The organism is Rhizobium acaciae, from assembly GCF_025941625.1.
Lineage (GTDB): Bacteria > Pseudomonadota > Alphaproteobacteria > Rhizobiales > Rhizobiaceae > Rhizobium > Rhizobium acaciae.
In genome coordinates this window covers 246099-265651 of the sequence record NZ_JAPCZO010000006.1, presented here as the reverse complement: position 1 = coordinate 265651, position 19553 = coordinate 246099, and the positions used below count along the sequence as shown (strand labels likewise).

15 protein-coding genes are annotated in these 19553 nt (G+C 61.5%); 8 read left to right on the top strand and 7 right to left on the bottom strand.

Annotation, left to right across the window (positions count from 1 at the left end):
- Window positions 1–61 precede the first annotated feature (61 nt).
- From OLZ32_RS12265 to fba, 5 genes are all read left to right on the top strand, one after another.
- Window positions 62–1576, top strand: coding sequence for a sugar ABC transporter ATP-binding protein (locus OLZ32_RS12265; RefSeq protein ID WP_264396198.1), 1515 nt, complete (start codon window positions 62–64; stop codon window positions 1574–1576).
- The gene (locus OLZ32_RS12260; protein WP_011648978.1) at window positions 1569–2597 is read left to right on the top strand and encodes an ABC transporter permease; all 1029 of its coding nucleotides are present in this window, start codon (window positions 1569–1571) and stop codon (window positions 2595–2597) included. Before OLZ32_RS12265 ends, OLZ32_RS12260 begins: the two co-directional genes overlap by 8 nt.
- Window positions 2597–3583 (top strand): ABC transporter permease, encoded by a 987-nt coding sequence (locus OLZ32_RS12255; protein ID WP_264396197.1) that lies wholly within the window; start codon window positions 2597–2599, stop codon window positions 3581–3583. The genes OLZ32_RS12260 and OLZ32_RS12255 overlap by 1 nt, the downstream gene beginning before the upstream one ends.
- An 11-nt stretch (window positions 3584–3594) precedes the next feature.
- Window positions 3595–4443 carry a sugar phosphate isomerase/epimerase family protein gene (locus OLZ32_RS12250; protein ID WP_264396196.1) on the top strand — a complete coding sequence of 283 codons (849 nt, stop codon included), beginning with the start codon at window positions 3595–3597 and terminating at the stop codon, window positions 4441–4443.
- A 373-nt stretch (window positions 4444–4816) separates the two neighbouring features.
- On the top strand, window positions 4817–5881 hold the full coding sequence (fba, locus tag OLZ32_RS12245; RefSeq protein ID WP_003550843.1) for a class II fructose-bisphosphate aldolase: 1065 nt from the start codon (window positions 4817–4819) through the stop codon (window positions 5879–5881).
- Between the two features lie 120 nt (window positions 5882–6001).
- Here the strand turns inward: fba and OLZ32_RS12240 are convergent, their stop codons facing one another.
- From OLZ32_RS12240 to OLZ32_RS12210, 7 genes are all read right to left on the bottom strand, one after another.
- Complete coding sequence (locus tag OLZ32_RS12240; RefSeq protein ID WP_264396195.1) at window positions 6002–7753, bottom strand: glycerol-3-phosphate dehydrogenase/oxidase; 1752 nt, start codon at window positions 7751–7753, stop codon at window positions 6002–6004.
- Between the two features lie 37 nt (window positions 7754–7790).
- Window positions 7791–9320, bottom strand: coding sequence for an FGGY-family carbohydrate kinase (locus OLZ32_RS12235; protein WP_264396194.1), 1530 nt, complete (start codon window positions 9318–9320; stop codon window positions 7791–7793).
- A gap of 36 nt (window positions 9321–9356) precedes the next feature.
- Window positions 9357–10199 carry a DeoR/GlpR family DNA-binding transcription regulator gene (locus OLZ32_RS12230; RefSeq protein ID WP_003550840.1) on the bottom strand — a complete coding sequence of 281 codons (843 nt, stop codon included), beginning with the start codon at window positions 10197–10199 and terminating at the stop codon, window positions 9357–9359.
- Window positions 10200–10348: 149 nt separating this feature from the next.
- Window positions 10349–11296 (bottom strand): D-ribose ABC transporter substrate-binding protein, encoded by a 948-nt coding sequence (locus tag OLZ32_RS12225; protein WP_017956522.1) that lies wholly within the window; start codon window positions 11294–11296, stop codon window positions 10349–10351.
- Between the two features lie 111 nt (window positions 11297–11407).
- Window positions 11408–12460, bottom strand: a complete 1053-nt coding sequence (locus OLZ32_RS12220; RefSeq protein ID WP_003550838.1) for an ABC transporter permease — start codon at window positions 12458–12460, stop codon at window positions 11408–11410.
- Window positions 12461–12481: 21 nt separating this feature from the next.
- A complete protein-coding gene (locus OLZ32_RS12215) occupies window positions 12482–14026 on the bottom strand; it encodes a sugar ABC transporter ATP-binding protein (protein WP_260111316.1) in 1545 nt (514 codons plus the stop codon).
- Window positions 14023–14679 carry a DUF2291 domain-containing protein gene (locus OLZ32_RS12210; protein ID WP_264396193.1) on the bottom strand — a complete coding sequence of 219 codons (657 nt, stop codon included), beginning with the start codon at window positions 14677–14679 and terminating at the stop codon, window positions 14023–14025. The genes OLZ32_RS12215 and OLZ32_RS12210 overlap by 4 nt, the downstream gene beginning before the upstream one ends.
- A gap of 758 nt (window positions 14680–15437) precedes the next feature.
- On the opposite strand from OLZ32_RS12210, the gene OLZ32_RS12205 reads away from it, so the two are divergent.
- Genes OLZ32_RS12205 through OLZ32_RS12195 form a run of 3 tightly spaced genes read left to right on the top strand, consistent with a single transcriptional unit; the run spans window position 15438 to window position 19500 of the window.
- Window positions 15438–17012, top strand: coding sequence for an FGGY-family carbohydrate kinase (locus tag OLZ32_RS12205; RefSeq protein WP_264396192.1), 1575 nt, complete (start codon window positions 15438–15440; stop codon window positions 17010–17012).
- A gap of 32 nt (window positions 17013–17044) precedes the next feature.
- Window positions 17045–18556: a glycerol-3-phosphate dehydrogenase gene (locus tag OLZ32_RS12200; protein WP_264396191.1), complete on the top strand. Its 1512-nt coding sequence runs from the start codon at window positions 17045–17047 to the stop codon at window positions 18554–18556.
- An 11-nt stretch (window positions 18557–18567) separates the two neighbouring features.
- Window positions 18568–19500, top strand: coding sequence for a sugar phosphate isomerase/epimerase family protein (locus OLZ32_RS12195; RefSeq protein WP_264396190.1), 933 nt, complete (start codon window positions 18568–18570; stop codon window positions 19498–19500).
- Window positions 19501–19553: the final 53 nt, after the last annotated feature.

Genomic DNA, 19553 nt, shown 5'->3' with positions numbered 1-19553 from the left:
GGTATCCGGCCATGGCCGGACCATTGATCTTTCATGGCATTCGACGGGACAGGCAACCGGCATGAGCACGGCAACGGATGATGGTGTGAAGGCGCAGCCGCTTCTTTCGCTTCGCGGCGTCAACATGACATTCGGTGGTGTCAAGGCGCTGAAAAACGTTTCCTTCGAAGTCTTGCCTGGCGAAGTGCACTGTCTGGCCGGCGAGAATGGATCCGGCAAGAGCACGTTGATCAAGGTGATATCAGGCGTCTATCGGCCCGCAGACGGCGCCGAGATCGTCTTCGACGGTGAGACGATATCTCACATGACGCCAGGCATGGCCCAGTCCCGCGGCATCCAGATCATCTGGCAGGACCTCGCGCTCTTTCCGGAGATGAGCGTGGCTGAGAATATCGCCTTCCAGACCCTTTCCGGTTCGCGCCCGCGCTTCGTCAATTATGCCGCGATCCGCGCAATAGCCGAGGAAGCACTCGTCCGGCTCGGCGTCACCCTCGACGTCGACAGACCCCTCAAGGATTTCGCCATCGCTCAGCGCCAGATCGTCGCCATTGCGCGCGCGCTGGTCGGAGAGGCCCGGATCGTCTTCATGGACGAGCCGACGGCCTCCCTCACCCAGTCGGAGACCGATCATCTGCTGGCGATCGTGCGCACGCTGTCGACCTCGGGCGTTGCCGTGGTCTTCGTCAGCCATCGTCTTGCGGAAGTGCTGGAAATCTCCTCTCGCATCACCGTGCTGCGCGATGGCGCGCTGGTCGGGGTCTATCCGGTGGAGGGCATGACCCAGTCTGACATCACCGAGCTGATGACCGGACGCACCTTCGACCAGAACGTTCTCGCCCGCAATGTATCGCAGAACCCGGTCCTGCTCTCCGTCAGCAAGCTTTCCCGGCCCGGCGAGTTCGAGGATATTTCCTTCGATCTGCGCCGTGGCGAGACGCTCGGGATCACCGGCCTGCTCGGCTCCGGGCGCACCGAACTTGCGCTGACGCTGTTCGGCATGCGTCGGCCCGCCGCCGGCACGATCGTGCTGGAGGGGAGAGCGATGCGCTTTGCCTCCAACCGCGAGGCGATCACATCAGGCGTCGCCTATCTCTCCGAAGACCGCCTTTCGCTCGGTCTCAATCAGCCGCAATCCATCGCCGACAATCTGGTCATGGCCTCGCTCAACCGCATCCTGGCTGGCCGGCTCATTTCGCCGGAAAAGAAGCGCTCGCTGGTCGCGCGCTGGATCGCCGATCTCGGCATCAGGATCGGCAAGCAGGACGATGCGATCTCGACGCTTTCGGGCGGCAACCAGCAGCGCGTCGCGATCGCCAAATGGCTCGCCACCGATCCCAAGGTGTTGATCCTCGATGCGCCCACGGTCGGCGTCGATGTTGGCGCGCGCGCCGGCATCTTCGAAATCGTTGCCCGCCTCGCTGAGGCGGGGCTTGCGATCATCCTGATTTCAGATGAGGTGCCGGAGGTCTATTTCAACGCCGATCGGATCATCCATATGGAGAAGGGCCGGATCGCCGGCTGGCACGATCCGCGCGCGACCACACTGAAGGACCTGGAGGCGGCGGTCTATGCGTAAGCTGTTCCTGTCCCATACGACTGAATTCGTGCTGTTTGCGGTCATCATCGCGATGAGTATCGTCCTCGCTTTTGCGACCGACCGTTTCTTCACGCTCGGCAATGGGTTCGACCTGCTCAATATCAGCGCGGTCAACATCATCTTCGCCGTCGGCCTGCTCGTGGTGCTGATATCAGGCGGGATCGACATCTCCTTCGCCGTCGCCGCCTCGATCGTACAATATGTCACCGCACTTGCGCTCGAGCGCATCGGCGGCGGCGGATGGCTATCCGGTCTCCTGATTGCGGGCGGTATCGGCATCGTGCTCGGCGTGATCAACGCCTTCCTGATCCACCGCTTCCGCATCATCTCGATCGTCGCGACCATCGCGACCTTCAACGTCTATTTCGGCCTGCTGATGTTCTTCACCAAGGGCGTGTCAATCTACGATCTGCCCGACTGGCTGACGAGCCGCGTCATAATCTACGAGCGCGAAATGGCCGATGGGAGCTGGGCCGAGATCACCTTGCCGGTTGTCGTCATGGTCGTCTGCACGCTCGCCACCTGGCTCTTCATTACTCGCACGACGACCGGCCGGCAGCTCTATGCCTTCGGCGACAATCCGGAAGGCGCGCGCCGCTTCGGCATCAATATCGGCGCCATGCAATTCATCGCCTTCGGCTGGCTTGGGTTGATGGCAGGCATCGCCGGGCTCATGCAGGCGCATTATGCGCAGGAGGTCGTGCCGAACGCACTTTATGGCCGCGAGCTCGATGTCCTGGCTGCCGTGGTGCTCGGCGGCGCGCGGCTGGGCGGCGGCAAGGGCTCGGTGCTCGGTTGCGTGCTGGGTGTGCTGCTCGTCTCGATCACCCAGAACGGCCTCAACCTGATGGGCGTCTCGCCCTTCGCCTTCAAGATGATCGTCGGCGCGATCATCCTCGTGGCGATCACGCTGTCGAGCGCCCGCATCGGCAATCTGGTGCCGGTGTTTGCGACCCGCAAATCGACCGGCGGCAGGCCTGCAGACAGGGGAGAGAGCTGATGAACGCGCTCGCCGCCCGCTTCAACGCCATCTTCGGGGCCGACATGGCCGGTCCCCTCGCCGCGCTGGCGGCCGTGCTTGTCGTCTTCGGTTTCGCCTCGCCGCATTTTCTAACGGGCGCGACCTTCGGATCGGTCGCCTTTCAGCTTCCCGAGCTGGGCGTCCTGACGCTTGCCATGCTGATGCCGATCCTCACCGGCGGCCTCAACCTCGCGATCACCTTCACCGCCAACATCGCCGGCCTGACCCTCGCCTGGACGCTGCAGGCCAATGGCGGCATCGAAGCCGGTCCGGGCGCCTTCCTGCTCGGCTCGGCTTTGGCGCTTGCCGTCGGCGCGGCAAGCGGCCTGGTCATGGGCTTGGTCATCGCCTTTACCCGCGCCCATCCGATTCTCGTTTCGCTGTCGATGATGATCTTCCTACGCGGCCTCGGCGAGTTCCTGACACGCGGCGGCGATATCTCGGGCTTCCCCGCCTTCATCGCTCCGATCGGCCACGGCAGCATCCTCCGCATCCCCGTCCCCTTGCTGATCCTGATCGCCTGTGTAATCGCCAGCCATATCCTGCTCTCGCGCTCCAAGCTCGGCTTTTCCACCTACATGATCGGCTCCAATATCGAGTCTGCCCGCTATTCCGGCATCAACACCCGCAAGGTCCTGGTGCTGGTCTACATGCTCTCCGGCGTGATGGCTGCGGTTGCCGGCATCATCATGCTTGCGCGTTTCAATTCGGTGCGCGTCGGCCACGGCGAATCCTATCTGCTGATCACCGTGCTCGCCTGCTTCCTCGGCGGCATCAATCCCTTCGGCGGCTTCGGCCGCGTCCTGCCCGTCTTCGTGGCGCTCATCGTGCTGCAGCTTCTCTCTTCGGGGCTCAACCTGCTCGGCGCCAACCAGCATCTCACCACTGCCGTCTGGGGCATCCTGCTCATCGTCGTGATGGTGCTGCGGTGGCTCTCGGCCAAGTTCATCAAAATCGTGAAATAGGAGATACGACCATGGAAGGTTTCGGCGTTCACACCAGCATGTGGACCATGAACTGGGACCGCGCAGGCGCCGAGAAGGCCATTGCCGGAGCCGTGCACTACCAGATGGATTTCATCGAGATCGCGCTGCTCAACGCGCCTGCCGTCGATGCCAAACACACCCGCGACCTGCTTGAAAAGAACAAGCTGCGCGCCGTCTGCTCGCTCGGCCTGCCGGAACATGCCTGGGCTTCCGTCCGCCCCGATGCAGCGATCGAGCACCTGAAGGTTGCGATCGAAAAGACCGCAGAAATGAACGCCGAGGCGCTCTCCGGCGTCATCTTCGGCGGCATCGGCGAACGCACCGGCCTGCCACCGACGCAGGGCGAATACGACAACATCGCCAAGGTGCTCGACGTCGCGGCAACGCATGCTAGGAAGTATGGCATCCAACTCGGCGTCGAGGCGGTGAACCGCTATGAGAACCACCTGATCAACTCGGCGCAGCAGGCCGTTGACATGGTGGAGCGTGTCGGCGCGGATAATATCTTTGTCCATCTCGATACCTACCACATGAATATCGAGGAAAAGGGTGCGGCAAACGGCATCCTGATCGCCCGCGATCACCTGAAATACATCCATCTTTCGGAAAGCGACCGCGGTACGCCGGGCTATGGCAACATTCCGTGGGATGCGATCTATGCCGCGCTTGCCGCAATCGGCTTCAAGGGCGGGCTTGCGATGGAAAGCTTCATCAACATGCCGCCTGAGGTGGCCTATGGCCTGGCCGTCTGGCGCCCCGTTGCGCGCGATATGGAAGAGGTCATGGACAAGGGCCTGCCGTTCCTGCGCAACAAGGCGGAACAATACGGTCTCATTTGACCCGGCTTGCCGGGTATTCCGGATTCCTGCAAAGGCGTTAAACCGACGCCCATGTTGGCCGTCTGCGATTGGCCACAAGCCATAACCGCAGCGGCCGCGCGAGGGGTGTCTGGCTGAAGAGCTCTCGCCATCGCCAGCAAGACCATGCGCCCCATCTCTTCAGCACATGTCTGGGATTTCATTCGGCTTGTGGATACGAAATGACTGCTGAAAAATATCATACTCGTTGTGATATTGTTATTGCCGCTTGTTACATTCCTCCTCCTATGCCATTTTGCCTATTAAAATAAGACGCTTGAACGGCTCACGCCCGGGCTCTAGTTTCGAAGAGATGGCGGCGTTTCGATCGACCATCGATATGGGGGAATCTTGGATGGCACGCATTACGCTGAGGCAACTGCTCGACCATGCTGCGGAGGAAGGCTACGGCGTTCCCGCTTTCAACATTAACAACATGGAGCAGGCGCTCGCCATCATGGAGGCCGCCGACGCGTGTCAGGCGCCGGTTATCATGCAGGCGTCGCGCGGAGCCCGCGCCTACGCCCATGACATCATGCTGAAGCATATGATGGATGCCGTCGTTGAAATCTATCCGCATATTCCGGTCTGCGTGCATCTCGATCACGGCAACGATCCCTCCAACTGCATGACGGCGATCCAGGCGGGTTTCACTTCGGTGATGATGGATGGTTCGCTGAAGGCGGACGCCAAGACGCCTGCCGACTGGGCCTATAATGTCGGCGTCACCAAAATGGTGACCGATATGGCGCATTTCGGCGGCATCTCGGTTGAAGGCGAACTCGGCGTTCTCGGTTCCCTGGAGACTGGCATGGGCGAGGCCGAGGACGGCCACGGCGCCGAGGGCAAGCTTTCGCATGACCAGCTACTGACCGATCCGGACGAAGCCGTGAAGTTCGTGCGCGAAACCAAGGTCGATGCGCTCGCTATAGCGATGGGCACATCGCATGGCGCCTACAAGTTCACCCGCAAGCCGGACGGTTCGGTGCTGGCGATGAACGTCATCGAAGAAATTCACCGCAAGCTCCCGAACACGCATCTCGTCATGCATGGCTCGTCCTCGGTCCCGATCGAGCTGCAGGAGATCATCAACAAATATGGCGGCCAGATGAAGCCGACATGGGGAGTCCCGGTCGAGGAAATCCAGCGCGGCATCAAGAACGGCGTGCGTAAGGTCAATATCGACACCGATGGCAGAATGGCGATGACCGGTCAGATCCGCCGCGTGCTGCAGGAGGACCCAAGCGAGTTCGACCCGCGCAAATATCTGAAGCCGGCAATGACGGCGCTGACCAAGCTCTGCAAGGAGCGGTTCGAACAGTTCGGCACTGCCGGCATGGCCGGCCGCATCACGCCCCTTCCCGTTTCGGAAATGGCGAAGCGTTATAAATCCGGTTCCCTCGATCCGGCTTTCTCCTGAAACTGGGCTAGAGCATGATGCCGAAAAGTGTGAAGCGGTTTTCGGACGACATCATGCTCTAACTATATAATGTAGAACAGGATTCAGATTTTAGGCCGACCCGGCCTAAATCATCCTGTTCTAGCCTGCGGCCGGGCGTGCGGCCTTTTCCGGCCCGGCGGCGGCAGGCTTGCCCGTCAGCGTTTGGCCGTGGAAGCGGCTCAGCTGGCTGACAACGTCCTGGATTTCGCTGGCCGTCCGTTCGGCATTCCAATCGAGCGCTGCCCCGGCAACGCCGGTGATTTCCCGCAAGCCTTCCAGCGTCAACCGACCCTCGATCGCAAGCGTCGTGCGGCGCATCACGATGTCCGACAGATGGACGGCGATTTCGTTCCGGACGATCCAGTCGATCTCGCGGAGGCTGTAATGCGGCGCACCCGTCAGGCGCTGCTCGTCGGAATAGGCCGAAGGAGAAGAAAGCAGGGCCGCGGCCGTCGTGCCGTAGCGGCGGAGCAGTTCGTCGGCACGCTCGGCAGCAACGCCGCTGCGCGCCGCGGTATCGCTGATCCAGGCGTTACGCTGCTCAGCATCAACCGGAAAGACCTTGCCGCCGCCGATCGCCAGATAGCGTGTCGACTGGCTGCGGCGGCGCTGCAGCCGGGAGAGAACGGTGTCGGCGACCTCTTCCGCAAAACCGCGGAACGTCGTCCACTTGCCTCCGACCAGCGAAATGACCGGAAACGGTCTGCCGTCCTCGGGTTCCTTCACCGGCGCGGAGTGGTCGCGGCTGATCAGCCCCGGTGCGGTCGCATCCGATGCCGGCAGCGGGCGGATGCCGCTATAGCTGTAAACGATCTGGTCGCGATCGAAGCGGAGCGTCGGCAGCAGCGAGCGGATGCTTTCGAGGAAATACTCCGTTTCGGGCTCCTCGCACGAGACATTGTCCGGATCACCTGCCGGAATGTCGGTTGACCCGACCAGCGCCAGCCCGAGATAGTCGTAGACCAGGCAGATGCGGCCGTCGTCGGCCTCGAAATAGATCATATGGCCGTTGAGGCTTCGCACCAATTCGGGATGGTCAAGCAGGATATGGGAACCCTTCGTGCCGCCGATCAGCCGCGATGGAGCGCCGAGCAAAGCGTTGACCTGATCGATCCAAGGACCTGCCGCATTGACGACCAGTTTGGGAGCGACGCTGAACTCGCGACCATCGGGCTGCCGGAAGGTCAAACGCCCTTCTGAAACGGCAGCCAGTGTCGCGAAATTTGCCGCGAGGCTCCTCGGATTCGCATCGAGACCATCATGCACGAGCTCATAGACGAGCCGCTCCGGCCTGCTGATCTTGGCATCGTAATAGATGCCGCCGGCGACGATGGCGGGGGTAATATGCGGCATCTCCCTGCGCGCCTGTTTCTTCAGGATCAGCCGGTGACGCGGCATGACCTGGTCGCGCGAACCGAAGAAGTCGTAGAGCCGAAGCCCGATTTTGATGAGAACCGCACCACGGCTGCGTGGCGCCGTCTTCGACCCGAAGAGTGTCCTGATCGCTGCCCAGATGCCGCGGGTCCAGGAAAAGACCGGAATGAAGGTCGGCAGCGGTTCGACGCAATGCGGCGCGTTCTTGAGCAGGAGGTTGCGCTCAAGCGTCGACTGCGCAACCAGTCCGAACTCACCCGTTTCCAGATATTTCAGGCCGCCGTGAATGAGCCGCGATGGTGCGGCGCTCGTGCCGGAGCCAAAGTCGGCCTTGTCGACGATCAGGCAATTGACACCCTGTAGCGAGAGGTCGCGAAACAGGCCGGCGCCGTTGATGCCCGCCCCGATGATCAAAACGTCGATATCGTTCTCGCCGAGGTTCGAGAAGCGCTGCTGCAAATCGGGGGTCATGCTCATCGTCCTAAATCGCCCGCCGCAGCAGGCATTTGTCTTTTCAGTTTGCCGATTGCTCCGGTGCAAGCGCGGCAATCCTAGGCCAAAGGGGGATCATCGCGTCGGCAATGTCGCGGAACACCTGGAAACGCTTTTCATAATCCGCGCTGCGAGCCGCATCCGGGCGGCAAGTCTTCGCGATGGAGGCGGTGTCGCGCGGATCGCTCTGCGGATCGGCAAAGATACCGGCGCCCGACCCGGCACAAAGCGCAGCACCCCAGGCGGCTGCCTCATCCGTCTCGGTTACCGTGACCGGCATGCCAAGCACATCGGCAAACATCTGCACGACGGCAGGATTGCGCGAGACGCCACCGGCGAGCCGCGCCTGATCGAAGGCAAAGCCGTCGCGAAGCGCGTCGACATGGATACGATGATTGAAGGCGATGCCTTCAAGCACGGCGCGCAGCATGTCGCCGCGGTCGTGCCATCCACCGAGCCCGAAGAAGCCGGCGCTCGCCGCCGCGCCATAAGGCGAGCCGAACAGATAGGGATGGAAGAGCGCCGTCGAGGGGCGCTCGAAGGCGGCATCGATCTCGGGCGCCAGCAGGGCGTGGATCGAGTTGCCTTGCAGCTCGCCATTCGTTCGCTCGGCAGCGCAGAGCGTGTCCAGAAACCAGTCGTAATTGGCTGTCGATGCAGGGGAGATCGACATGCTGTTCCAGATGCCGGGCGCAATCCCGTTGCGGCAGAACCAGCGCCGGTCGACACGCGGTTCCGACGAAAGCGTCTCGTTGATCGAATAGGTCCCGGCAATGACTGCGACAACGCCCTTGGCATAACCCCCTGCCCCGAGCGCCGAGGCCGTGACGTCGTGCAGACCGGCAACGACAGGCGTTCCTTCGGCAAGGCCCGTCAGCTGCGCGGCATCACGGGTCACGCGTCCGACGATCTGGTCGGAGCGCGAGGCTGGCGGCAGGGCGTGGACGAGATCCTGCAATCCAAACAGACGAAGGGCGTCCTCACTGTAGTTCTGCGTTTTGACATTGGTGAAGGAAGTGCTGGCTTCGGTGCGGTCCGTACCGATGACCCCGGTCAGGCAGAACCGCAGCCAGTCCTTGCAGCTGCAGAAATGGCCAATGCGCTTGTAGCGCTCAGGCTCCATGTCGCGGATCCAGGCCAGCAATGCCGATGGCGCGGAGACATGCGGGATCTGTCCCGTCAGCTCGATCGCCAGGTCGGCGACATCGCTCTGCGTCCACCGGTCGATGATCGCCCCTGCCCGGCTGTCCAGCGAGAGAATGGCCCGGCCGAGCGGCTGTTGGGCGTGATCGAGCAGGTAGATACCGTCTCCGTGCGCGGTAGCGGCAATGCCCTCTATGTCGCTTGCTGGCCGCCCGCTGAGCGAAATCGCTTCGCGGATGGCATCGGCCGTCGCGCTCCATAATTCATCCATGTCGCGCTCGATATGGCGGGCCTTCGGAATGAACTGCGTGACACGGCGACGCGCGGCTGCAAGCGGCGTGCCGTCGATATCGAAGATGACCGCCTTGGTGACTGTCAAACCACTATCGATCCCGAGCAGTGTCGGCATTTAAATTTACCTCATGAGGGGCAACGGCCGGCGCCGTCAGGAGCGCCCTCCGGCGCCCCTGGCGATGACCACGTTGATATCTCTGGACCGCATGCGGTCTATGTGCACCGGCTGGGTCTTGTCGTCGACGATAACGACGTCGAACTCATCCAGTGCTGCGAAACTGTGGAGTGCGCGCCGTTCGAACTTGGTATGATCGGCAAGCAGGATGCGTTTTACGGAACAGTCGAACATGGCGCGCTTGGTATCGACTGTTTCAGGAGACTGGTGCAGCACCGTGCCATCGCTGATCGCCGACATCGAGATGAACGCGACATCTGCCCTGAGAGCGTTGATCTCGTTGATGGTCATGCGACCCATGAAGGCGTTGCACCAATTGTAATACTGGCCGCCGAGGGCGAGCAGCGTCACGTCGTGCAGGCCCGTCAGCGCATTCATCAGCGTCAGGGAATTGGTAATTGCGGTGACCGGCGCCTTCGAAGGCAGATGTGCCGCCATCTGAAGAACCGTGGTCGAGTCATCGAAAAAGATCGCCTGTCCCGGTTCGACGAACTGCATTGCCGCCTCGGCAATCAGCTTCTTTTCGGCCGACTGACGGTTCGAGCGATAGACGTCGCTGGATTCGATGAGATTGGTCGCCGCCGCAGTGACGATACCGCGCGTCTTCCTGAAGAGGCCGCGGCTGACGAGTTCATCGACGTCGCGGTGAGCCGTCATCAGGCTGATCCCAAAGCGGTCGGTCAGGTCTTCAATCCGCATCGAGCCTTCACCCATCACGGCCTCTGCAATCATGCGGCGGCGCGCGATCTGGCGCGTCTGCCGGCTGTCGCTGGTGAGCTGGTCCAACAGATCGTCGTCCCGGCTGGTCTTCTGTGTCACGGGTCACCCCTGTCGCTGAATTATGGATCCCAGCTTCGTACAGTGATTGCCGCGCCAAGGCAAAAAGGCGAAGCGCAACCGGCGGTTGGGCCGTCGGCCATCGCTTCCAGCATGAAATGAGGGCGCTCTTGCGAGCGCCCTTTTACCGTTTACTGCGCCAGAACGAACGGACCGGTGTACTTGTCGATGTTGTCCTTGGTGATCAACAGGCAATCGAAGAGCTGCTTTTCGCTCTTGGCACCCGTGTTACCTGTCTTGATCAGATTGTCGGCCTGTTTGACGGCTTCTTCGGAGAAGACGGCAACCGGTTGGAGGACGGTGTATTGGAGTTCGCCCGCCTTGATGGCGGCAACCGCATCCGGCGAACCGTCGAAGCCGCCGACCTTCACATTGGCGAGCTTGCCGGCTTCCTTGAGCGCGGCGATCGCACCGAGCGCCATTTCGTCATTGCCCGAGATGACGCCGACGATATCCGGGTTGGCCTGCAGCATGGACTGCATCTTGTTGTGGCCCTGGGTGCGGTCCCAGTTGGCAACTTCCTGGGCGACCTTCTTCAGATCCGGATACTGCGAAAGGACAGTTTCGTAGCCATTCGACCGCGTTGCAGCATTGTTGTCGGACGGAGCGCCGAAGAGTTCGGCATAATTGCCCTTGTCGCCGATCGCTTCGACCCATTGCTGCGCACCGAGTGCGGCGCCCTGCGCGTTGTTGGAAACAAGCTGCGCCTTCGCCAGGCCTTCCTGGTTGATTTCGGCGTTGACGAGGATGACCGGGATGCCGGCAGCAACGGCCTTCTTGACCGCACCGACGGAACCGTCGGCGTTTGCCGGGTCGAGGATGATCGCCACCGACTTGTTGGTGATCGCCGTATCGATCAGGTTGCTTTCGGTATTGGTGTCACCCTTGTGGGCGTTGACCGAGGCCGTGTAGCCCAGCTTTTCGGCAGTTGCCTTGGCGACATTGCCTTCCGTCAGCCAATAGGGATTCGACGGATCGTTGACGATGATCGTCATCATACCCGCTGCCCAAGCCGAGCTTGCCAGAAGCGGTGCTACGGCCGCGGCGGCCAGAAGTATGCGCATGCCTTTCTTAAACATAGTCTCTCTCCCATTCGTGAGCTCAGTTATTGCCGGTGATCCGGCGTTGCTTTCCCCAATCGGCTTTCTGGACTCCAGCCTGCCGTCGTGGATAAGTTTCGGTCTCAGCCGTCAGGACGATTTGACCCGGCGGCCGTATTGGATGCTGTTCATGAGGACGGCGAGAACGATCACGGCGCCGGTAAATACGGTCTGCCAGTAGGCCGAGACGCCGATGATCACGAGGCCGTCCGAAAGGAAGCCGATGACGAAGGCGCCGAGCATGGTGCCGCGGACCGTACCGCGGCCGCCGGTCAGCGCCGCGCCGCCGATGACCACGGCTGCGATCGCCGTCAGTTCGTAGGTTGTGCCTGCCGTCGGACCGGCTGAGGTCAGCTGCGAGGAGAGGACCAGGCCGGCAATCGCAGCACAGACGCCCGAAAGCACATAGACGATGATCTTCACGCGCTTGACCGGGACACCGGAGAGGTCGGCGGCACGCTCGTTACCACCTGAGGCGTAGAGCCAGCGGCCGAAGGCGGTGCGGCTCAGCACGATGCCGCAAACGATCGCGAGAACCGCAAGCACGATGACCCCGATCGGAATGCCTGCGAGCCGGTTGAAGCCGAGCCAGTCGAAGCCGGTATTGCCGAGTTCCGGACGGCCGCCGAGATTGTTGTAGGTCAGGCCGTTGGTCATCAAAAGCGCGATACCGCGGGCGACGTAGAGCACGCCGAGCGAGGCGACGAAGGCCGGCACCTTGAGATAGGCGATCAGCACGCCGTTGACCGCACCGACCAGCGCACCGAGCGCACATGTGATGACGACGACGGCCCAAACCGGCGGATAGAGAATGACGCCGAAATAGGTGAGCGTGACGCCCTGCATCAGGAAACCGGCGATGCAGCCTGCAAGCCCAAGCGTCGAACCGACCGAAAGGTCGATGCCGCCGTTCAGGATGACGAGCAGCATGCCGATCGCCAGAATGCCGAAGATCGCGACGTGCGACGCCATGATCAGGAAGTTGTTCAGCGTGAAGTAATAGGGCGACAGGAACGAGAAGACCGCGATGATGACGATCAGCGCGAAGAAGGCCCGTCCCTCCAGGATGAGACGCACGATATTGGTATTGCGCTTCGGCCCGCTGGAAACTGATTTCTTTTCGGTGACGTTCGTGACTGACATAATCAGTGCTCCATACTCAGGCTAGTGCGCGACCACGGCTTCGCCGGAGGCGGCCATGATCTTTTCCTTGGTGACATCCGAGCCGAACTCGGCCGATATCCTGCCGCGATGCATGACGATGATGCGGTGCGCGATGCTCAGGCATTCATTGACTTCGGACGTCGAATAGATGACCGCCAATCCCTGCTTGGCGCGCTCCGCGAGCAACTTGAAAACTTCCGCCTTGGCGCCGATATCGATGCCGCGGCTTGGCTCATCGAGCAGGATGACCTTCGGCTGGGTTGCCAGCATCTTGCCGATGACGACCTTCTGCTGGTTGCCGCCGGAGAGCGAGCCGATCGAAGCTGCACCGCCATCGGTTTTCACATGCACCCGCCGGATCGCGTCATTGACGAGATCGCGCTCCCGATGGCCGGAGGTGAAAATCCCTTTGGTGAAGGCGCGGATACTAGCAAGCGACAGATTGGAGCCGACCGTCATCGTCTGGACGAGGCCGTCGCGCTGGCGATCTTCGGGCACGAGCACGAGACCGCTGGCAATGCGCCCGGCGATGCTGAGCCCACTGACGTCCTGTCCTTCGAGCAGAACCTGTCCGCCACTTGCGCGCAGACGTCCGGCAATACACTCGAGCAGTTCCGTGCGCCCGGCGCCCATTAGCCCGTAGATGCAGACGATTTCGCCGGCACGCACCTTAAGAGACAGACGATCGACTGCATTATAGGCAGCGCCGGAGGGGCCGGGGACACTGAGATTTTCGATGGAAAGCGAGACGTTTCCGAACGGGTGGCCTTCCGGCGGGCTGCCGAGGTCGAAATTCTCGCCGACCATGTTGCGGACGATCCATTCGAGATCGATATCCTTGCGCTCGGCATAGGCCGTCATGTTTCCGTCGCGCAGAACGACGGCGTGATTGGTGATCTGCAGCGCCTCTTCCAGATGATGCGAGATGTAGACGATCGACACGCCTCGGCTCGTCAGGTCGTGGATGACCTTGAAGAGCACTTCCACCTCGGTCGCGCTCAGCGCCGAGGTCGGCTCGTCCATGATCAGGATGCGCGAGTTGACGGAGAGCGCCCGGGCAATCTCGACAATCTGCTGCTGGCCGAGGCGAAGATCCTCGACGCGCGTCAGCGGATCGATGTCTTCCTCGAGCTCTTCCATCAGCGCGCGGGTCTGACGCGCCTCTTCAGCGAAGTCGACGACACCGCCTTTGATGATCTCCCGGCCCATGAAAATATTGTCGCGAACACTGAGATTGGGGGCGAGGCTGAGCTCCTGGTGAATGATGGAGATCCCGCACTCGCGCGCATGGGTGGACGAAGTAAAGCTGATCGGCGAGCCGTCGAGAATGATCTCGCCGGAGCTTGGCTGCGCGACACCCGAAAGGATCTTCATCAAGGTCGACTTGCCCGCGCCGTTCTCCCCGAACAGCGTTGTGACCTGGCCGCGATGGATGTCGAAGTTCACTCCCTTGAGGGCGTGAACGTTGCCGTAGGATTTTGCGATATTGCGGGCAGCGAGGACGACCTCGCCTTTCGCGCCGTTGCTGCGTTGCGGCTGGCTCATTTGAGCTCGACCTTCACCGGCGTGACGAGCCAGTTCTTCGGGTTGATGAGCTTGAAGACGCCGACCACGGTCGCCTGTTTTCCGTCCAGCGCGTCAGCATCCAGGCCCGCGAAAACCGATTTCTTCATCTCGTTATTGATGGCCGAGCCGGCATCCTGATACTGGATCTGGTTGGTAAACTGGCCGAATTCGATGGTGCCGGTTGCATCGCGGAGGTCCGTGCCGTTGACCGCAGGGCCGGTCTGGACACGGACCACCGTCTCGGGAGGCAACCCATCGATCTTCATTTCGTTGGTGTTCGACTTGCGGGCGCCGAAAACGCCGGTCAGCGTGACGGGAATGACCGGTCCAGTGCTCGTCGCAGTGCCGTATTTCTCGGCCGCCGCCTTCTTGTCGGCGGCAATGGCGGCCGCGAGATCGGCGGCTGCAATCGCCCGTTCCTCGACATTTGCCTTGATCTTCGGGAACTGCTCGGCGCCGAAGGTTTCCGGAGAGAATGCCTGCTGGCGGACATCGTTTTCGGAACCGATCCTGACGACCGCCGTATCGAACGCGATCGCTGCAACGACGATGACCGCCAACGCCGCGCTGACAAGGAGCCCGCGATTGCCGCTGCTCGGCTTTGATGCTGGATAATCGGGCGAGGTACTCATGTCCGGACGGCCTTTGGCTTGGAATGGCAAGATGGAGAGGGCTAGCGCGACGATGATCGCAGGCGGGCTGAAGCATTGCGTCGCACCGGAACGGAAGCCGGCGGACCACCCGCAAGAGCGCAACTCTGGACGAAAATTCGCATTTTAAGCCTCCTCAACAAGACCGGCGCTTGTCTCCTCCAACCGCCTGGATCTGCAAATTCTCCATCAGGAAGACCGCTTCCGTGATAGAAGTATGTTATTTATGCCGTAAATGATGTTATAAATTTTATGAGCTGTCAACGGCACTTTCAAGGTATGTCGATTAAAATGCAGGGTCTCACATCTTGTTTATCACGCTGCGCTGCAGCGAAAAGGGGCAGCAAATGCTAACAGCTTCACGCATGTCATTCGATCGCATTATGGCGGTATATGTCTGTTTTAAAATCGATATTTTGCACGTTAAGCATCGCGGACGTTGCCGTTTTCGATGTCGCACGGCAATCGCTGGGCGGCACAGGCATAACATCCGTACCTTTCTATTTTAGATGAAAAAAATTACACCGCCAGAAAAATCTTACTGGTATTGTGGTATCTTTATGTTATGTTTTTAAACGAGCTTAGGGAGGTTTCGGCTGCGCGCTCGATCTGAGATTAAAAACCGAATTTGGCAGCCGGACGCATCATCCCAGAGAGTTGAGGGATCGGGAGGACTTCAGATGAATTTGATCCGCGTATTGCCCGCCGTGACCCTTGCTAGGATGGCGAGATAGGCTGCAATGACATCGACCGAGAAGATCATCATTGGGATAGATGCCGGCACCTCGGTCATCAAGGCTGTCGCCTTCGATCTGTCCGGCCGCCAGATCGCCACCGCCTCCGTTCGCAACCGATATGCCACCGGAGACGATGGCTCGGCAACGCAGTCGCTGGATCAGACCTGGCTCGATTGCGCCAGTGCGTTGCGTGGCCTCGGCGAAAAAGTCCCCGACCTCGCATCCCGCACCGCAGCCATCGCCGTCACCGGACAGGGCGACGGCACCTGGCTCGTCGGCCGAGCCAATAGGCCGGTTGCCGATGCCTGGCTGTGGCTCGACGCGCGCGCCGCGCCGACGGTGACGTCGCTCGCGGGCGGAACGCAGAATCGTGCCCGCTTCGAGACGACGGGCACCGGCCTCAACACTTGCCAGCAGGGTGCGCAACTCGCCCATATGGACCGCTTCACGCCGGACCTTCTCGATCGGGCGGAGACGGCGCTGCACTGCAAGGACTGGCTCTATCTCAACCTCACAGGCGTGCGGGCAACCGATCCATCGGAGGCGAGTTTCACCTTTGGCAATTTCAGAACACGCCAGTATGATGCTGTGGTGATCGACGCGCTCGGCCTTGAGCGCAGACGCGGGCTCCTGCCCGAAATCATCGACGGCAGCGAGATCAGCCACCCGCTGACATCGGAGGCGGCTAAGGCCTGCGGTCTTCTTGCCGGAACGCCGGTCTGCCTCGGCTATGTCGACATGGTGATGACGGCGCTTGGTGCAGGCGTGCGCAGCGGCGCTCGCAACGCCGCCTGCTCGACGATCGGCTCGACCGGCGTGCACTTGCGCGCCAAGGCCGTTGCCGACGTTCAGCTCAATCGCGAGGGCACCGGCTATGTGATCGCCCTGCCCATTCCCGGCATCGTCACCCAGGTCCAGACCAATATGGGCGCCACGATCAACATCGACTGGATCCTTAATGTCGCCGCCTATCTGATGGCCGAGGCCGGCAAGCCTGCTTCGCACGCAGACCTCATTGCACGCATCGACGGCTGGTTTGCAGAAAGCCGACCGGGGTCGGTGCTTTACCATCCCTACATTTCCGAAGCGGGCGAACGTGGGCCTTTCGTCAACGCCAATGCGCGCGCGGGCTTCACCGGGCTTTCGATGCGTCACGGTTTCCCCGACCTGCTGCGCAGCGTGATCGAAGGGTTGGGGCTTGCGACCCGCGACTGCTACGCGGCGATGGGCGCGATGCCAGAGGAGCTGCGGGTCACCGGCGGCGCAACACGCTCCGTCGCCCTTCGCCGTTCACTTTCGGCCGCCGTCAACGCACCGATCCGCCAGTCGCGCCGTGAGGAGACGGGCGCGGCCGGCGTGGCGATGATGGCTGCGGTGGCTGTCGGCGTCTATTCGAGCATGGACGATTGCATTGCCGACTGGGTGACGCCGCTGCTCGGCGATCCGGAGATACCAGATGCCAGCGAGGCCCACCGGTTCGACCGGCTCTTTTCTGCCTACACCGATGTACGCCAGGCAATGACGCCCGCCTGGGACAAGCTTGCCGAAGCCGCAACGACGTCGCCGGTGGGCGCGTAATTCTGATGCAGCAGGCATCGAAGGAGCATGATATGACCGAACCCGAACTCCTGGATCTCTTCGTCATCGGCGGAGGCATCAATGGCGCGGGGATAGCACGCGATGCTGCCGGCCGCGGCCTGAAGGTCGTGCTGTGCGAAAAGGACGATCTGGCACAGGGAACCTCGTCGCGTTCGGGCAAGCTGGTGCATGGCGGTCTGCGTTACCTCGAATATTACGAATTCCGCCTGGTGCGTGAGGCGCTGATCGAGCGTGAAGTGCTGCTCAATGCCGCGCCGCATATCATCTGGCCGATGCGCTTCGTCCTGCCGCACAGCCCTGAAGATCGCCCCGCATGGCTCGTGCGGCTCGGCCTCTTCCTCTATGATCATCTCGGCGGCCGCAAGAAACTGCCCGGGACCCGAACACTCAATCTGCTCCGCGACCCGGAAGGCACGCCGATCCTCGATCAATATACACGCGGTTTTGAATATTCCGATTGCTGGGTCGACGACGCCCGCCTCGTGACCTTGAATGCGGTCAGCGCAGCGGAAAACGGCGCTCTGGTGCTGACCCGCTCGCCGGCCGTGTCGGCCCGTCGCGAGAATGGCGGTTGGACCGTGGCCACCAAAAGCAACACCACGGGAGAGACGCGAACCTTCCGTGCCAAATGTCTGGTGAACTGCGCCGGCCCCTGGGTGATGGACATCATCAATCGCGTCGCCGGTTCGAACTCCGGCCGCAATGTCCGCCTCGTCAAGGGCAGCCACATCATCGTGCCGAAGTTCTGGGCGGGCGCCAATGCCTATCTGGTGCAGAACCACGACAAACGCGTCATTTTCATCAATCCCTATGAGGGCGACAAGGCGTTGATCGGGACGACCGATATCGCTTACGAAGGCCGGGCCGAGGATGTCGCCGCCGACGAGACGGAGATCGAGTATCTGCTCCAGGCGGTCAATCGCTATTTCAAGGAAAAGCTGCGTCGCCACGACGTGCTGCACAGCTTCTCCGGCGTGCGCCCGCTGTTTGACGATGGCAAGGGCAACCCGTCCGCCGTTACCCGCGACTATGTCTTCGATCTCGACGAGACAGGCGGCGCTCCGCTGCTCAACGTCTTCGGCGGCAAGATCACCACATTCCGCGAGCTCGCTGAACGCGGCATGCAGCGCCTGAAGCACATCTTCCCGAACATGGGAGGCGACTGGACGGAGAAGGCGCCGCTGCCGGGCGGCGAAATTCCGAATGCCGATTACGAGAGCTTCGCCAACAGCCTGCGCGATACCTATCCCTGGATGCCGCGCAAGCTCGTGCATCACTACGGCCGTCTCTATGGCGCCCGTGCCAGGAATGTGGTTGCCGGAGCGACTGGCATGGAAGGGCTCGGGCGGCATTTCGGCGGACAGCTCTATGAGGCCGAGGCGCGCTATCTCGTCGCCACGGAATGGGCCGAAACGGCGGACGATATCCTCTATCGCCGCACCAAACACTACCTCCATCTGAACGAAGCGGAACGCGCGGCCTTTGGCGAGTGGTTTGCTTCAACCCGCCTTGCCGCCGCCTGAAGGATGCCGCCATGCCGCTGACCCTTTCGCTCAATACCAATCCGCTGGTGAACCGCTTCGCCGACCCAGACGATCTGATCGATACGGTTGCGCGTGATTTGCGAATCCGCGACCTCCAGCTGACCCACGAGTTCATCAATCCGAGCTGGCAGGCGCCGGTGATTAGCCGCCTGACGCGCAAGATGCGCGCTGCCTTGAAGCGCACAGGCGTACGGGTCACCTCGGGCATGACAGGTCCCTATGGGCGCCTCAACCATTTCGGACATCCGGATGCCGATGTGCGCGGCTACTACGTCGACTGGTTCAAGACCTTTGCCGACATCACCGCCGATCTCGGCGGCCATTCGGTCGGCACGCAATTTGCGATCTTCACCTATAAGGACTTCGACGATCCGGCCAGACGCGAGGAGTTGATCAAGATCGCCATCGATTGTTGGGCCGATGTCGCCGAGCACGCGCGCGCTGCAGGCCTCTCCTACATGTTCTGGGAGCCGATGAGCATCGGCCGCGAGTTCGGCGAGACGATCGGCGCCTGCCTGTCGCTGCAGGAGCGGCTGACAGCCGCCGGAATGGCCATCCCGATGTGGATGATGGCGGATATCGATCATGGCGACATCACCTCCGCCGATCCCGACGACTACGACCCCTATGCCTGGGCGCGTGCCGTCCCGGCGATATCGCCGATCATCCACATCAAACAGAGCCTGATGGACAAGGGCGGGCACCGGCCTTTTACCGCCGAATTCAACGCCAAAGGCCGCATTCAGCCGGCACCTCTGCTCCAGGCGCTGGTCGAAGGTGGGGCGAAGGACAATGAAATCTGCCTGGAACTCTCCTTCAAGGAACGCGAGCCGAACGATCGCCAGGTCATCCCGCAGATCGCCGAAAGCGTGGCCTTCTGGGCGCCGCATATCGACACCGGCGTCGCCGACTTGAACATCTGAGGCGGAGATCTTTAAAAGGCAGCACTGCGATACGGCGGAATCGCCGCATGACC

Coding starts and splice junctions, on each gene's coding strand:
- OLZ32_RS12265 (WP_264396198.1), top strand. CDS start 62: ATGAGCACGGCAACGGATGATGGTGTGAAGGCGCAGCCGCTTCTTTCG.
- OLZ32_RS12260 (WP_011648978.1), top strand. CDS start 1,569: ATGCGTAAGCTGTTCCTGTCCCATACGACTGAATTCGTGCTGTTTGCG.
- OLZ32_RS12255 (WP_264396197.1), top strand. CDS start 2,597: ATGAACGCGCTCGCCGCCCGCTTCAACGCCATCTTCGGGGCCGACATG.
- OLZ32_RS12250 (WP_264396196.1), top strand. CDS start 3,595: ATGGAAGGTTTCGGCGTTCACACCAGCATGTGGACCATGAACTGGGAC.
- fba (WP_003550843.1), top strand. CDS start 4,817: ATGGCACGCATTACGCTGAGGCAACTGCTCGACCATGCTGCGGAGGAA.
- OLZ32_RS12240 (WP_264396195.1), bottom strand. CDS start 7,753: ATGAGCATGACCCCCGATTTGCAGCAGCGCTTCTCGAACCTCGGCGAG.
- OLZ32_RS12235 (WP_264396194.1), bottom strand. CDS start 9,320: ATGCCGACACTGCTCGGGATCGATAGTGGTTTGACAGTCACCAAGGCG.
- OLZ32_RS12225 (WP_017956522.1), bottom strand. CDS start 11,296: ATGTTTAAGAAAGGCATGCGCATACTTCTGGCCGCCGCGGCCGTAGCA.
- OLZ32_RS12220 (WP_003550838.1), bottom strand. CDS start 12,460: ATGTCAGTCACGAACGTCACCGAAAAGAAATCAGTTTCCAGCGGGCCG.
- OLZ32_RS12215 (WP_260111316.1), bottom strand. CDS start 14,026: ATGAGCCAGCCGCAACGCAGCAACGGCGCGAAAGGCGAGGTCGTCCTC.
- OLZ32_RS12210 (WP_264396193.1), bottom strand. CDS start 14,679: ATGAGTACCTCGCCCGATTATCCAGCATCAAAGCCGAGCAGCGGCAAT.
- OLZ32_RS12205 (WP_264396192.1), top strand. CDS start 15,438: ATGACATCGACCGAGAAGATCATCATTGGGATAGATGCCGGCACCTCG.
- OLZ32_RS12200 (WP_264396191.1), top strand. CDS start 17,045: ATGACCGAACCCGAACTCCTGGATCTCTTCGTCATCGGCGGAGGCATC.
- OLZ32_RS12195 (WP_264396190.1), top strand. CDS start 18,568: ATGCCGCTGACCCTTTCGCTCAATACCAATCCGCTGGTGAACCGCTTC.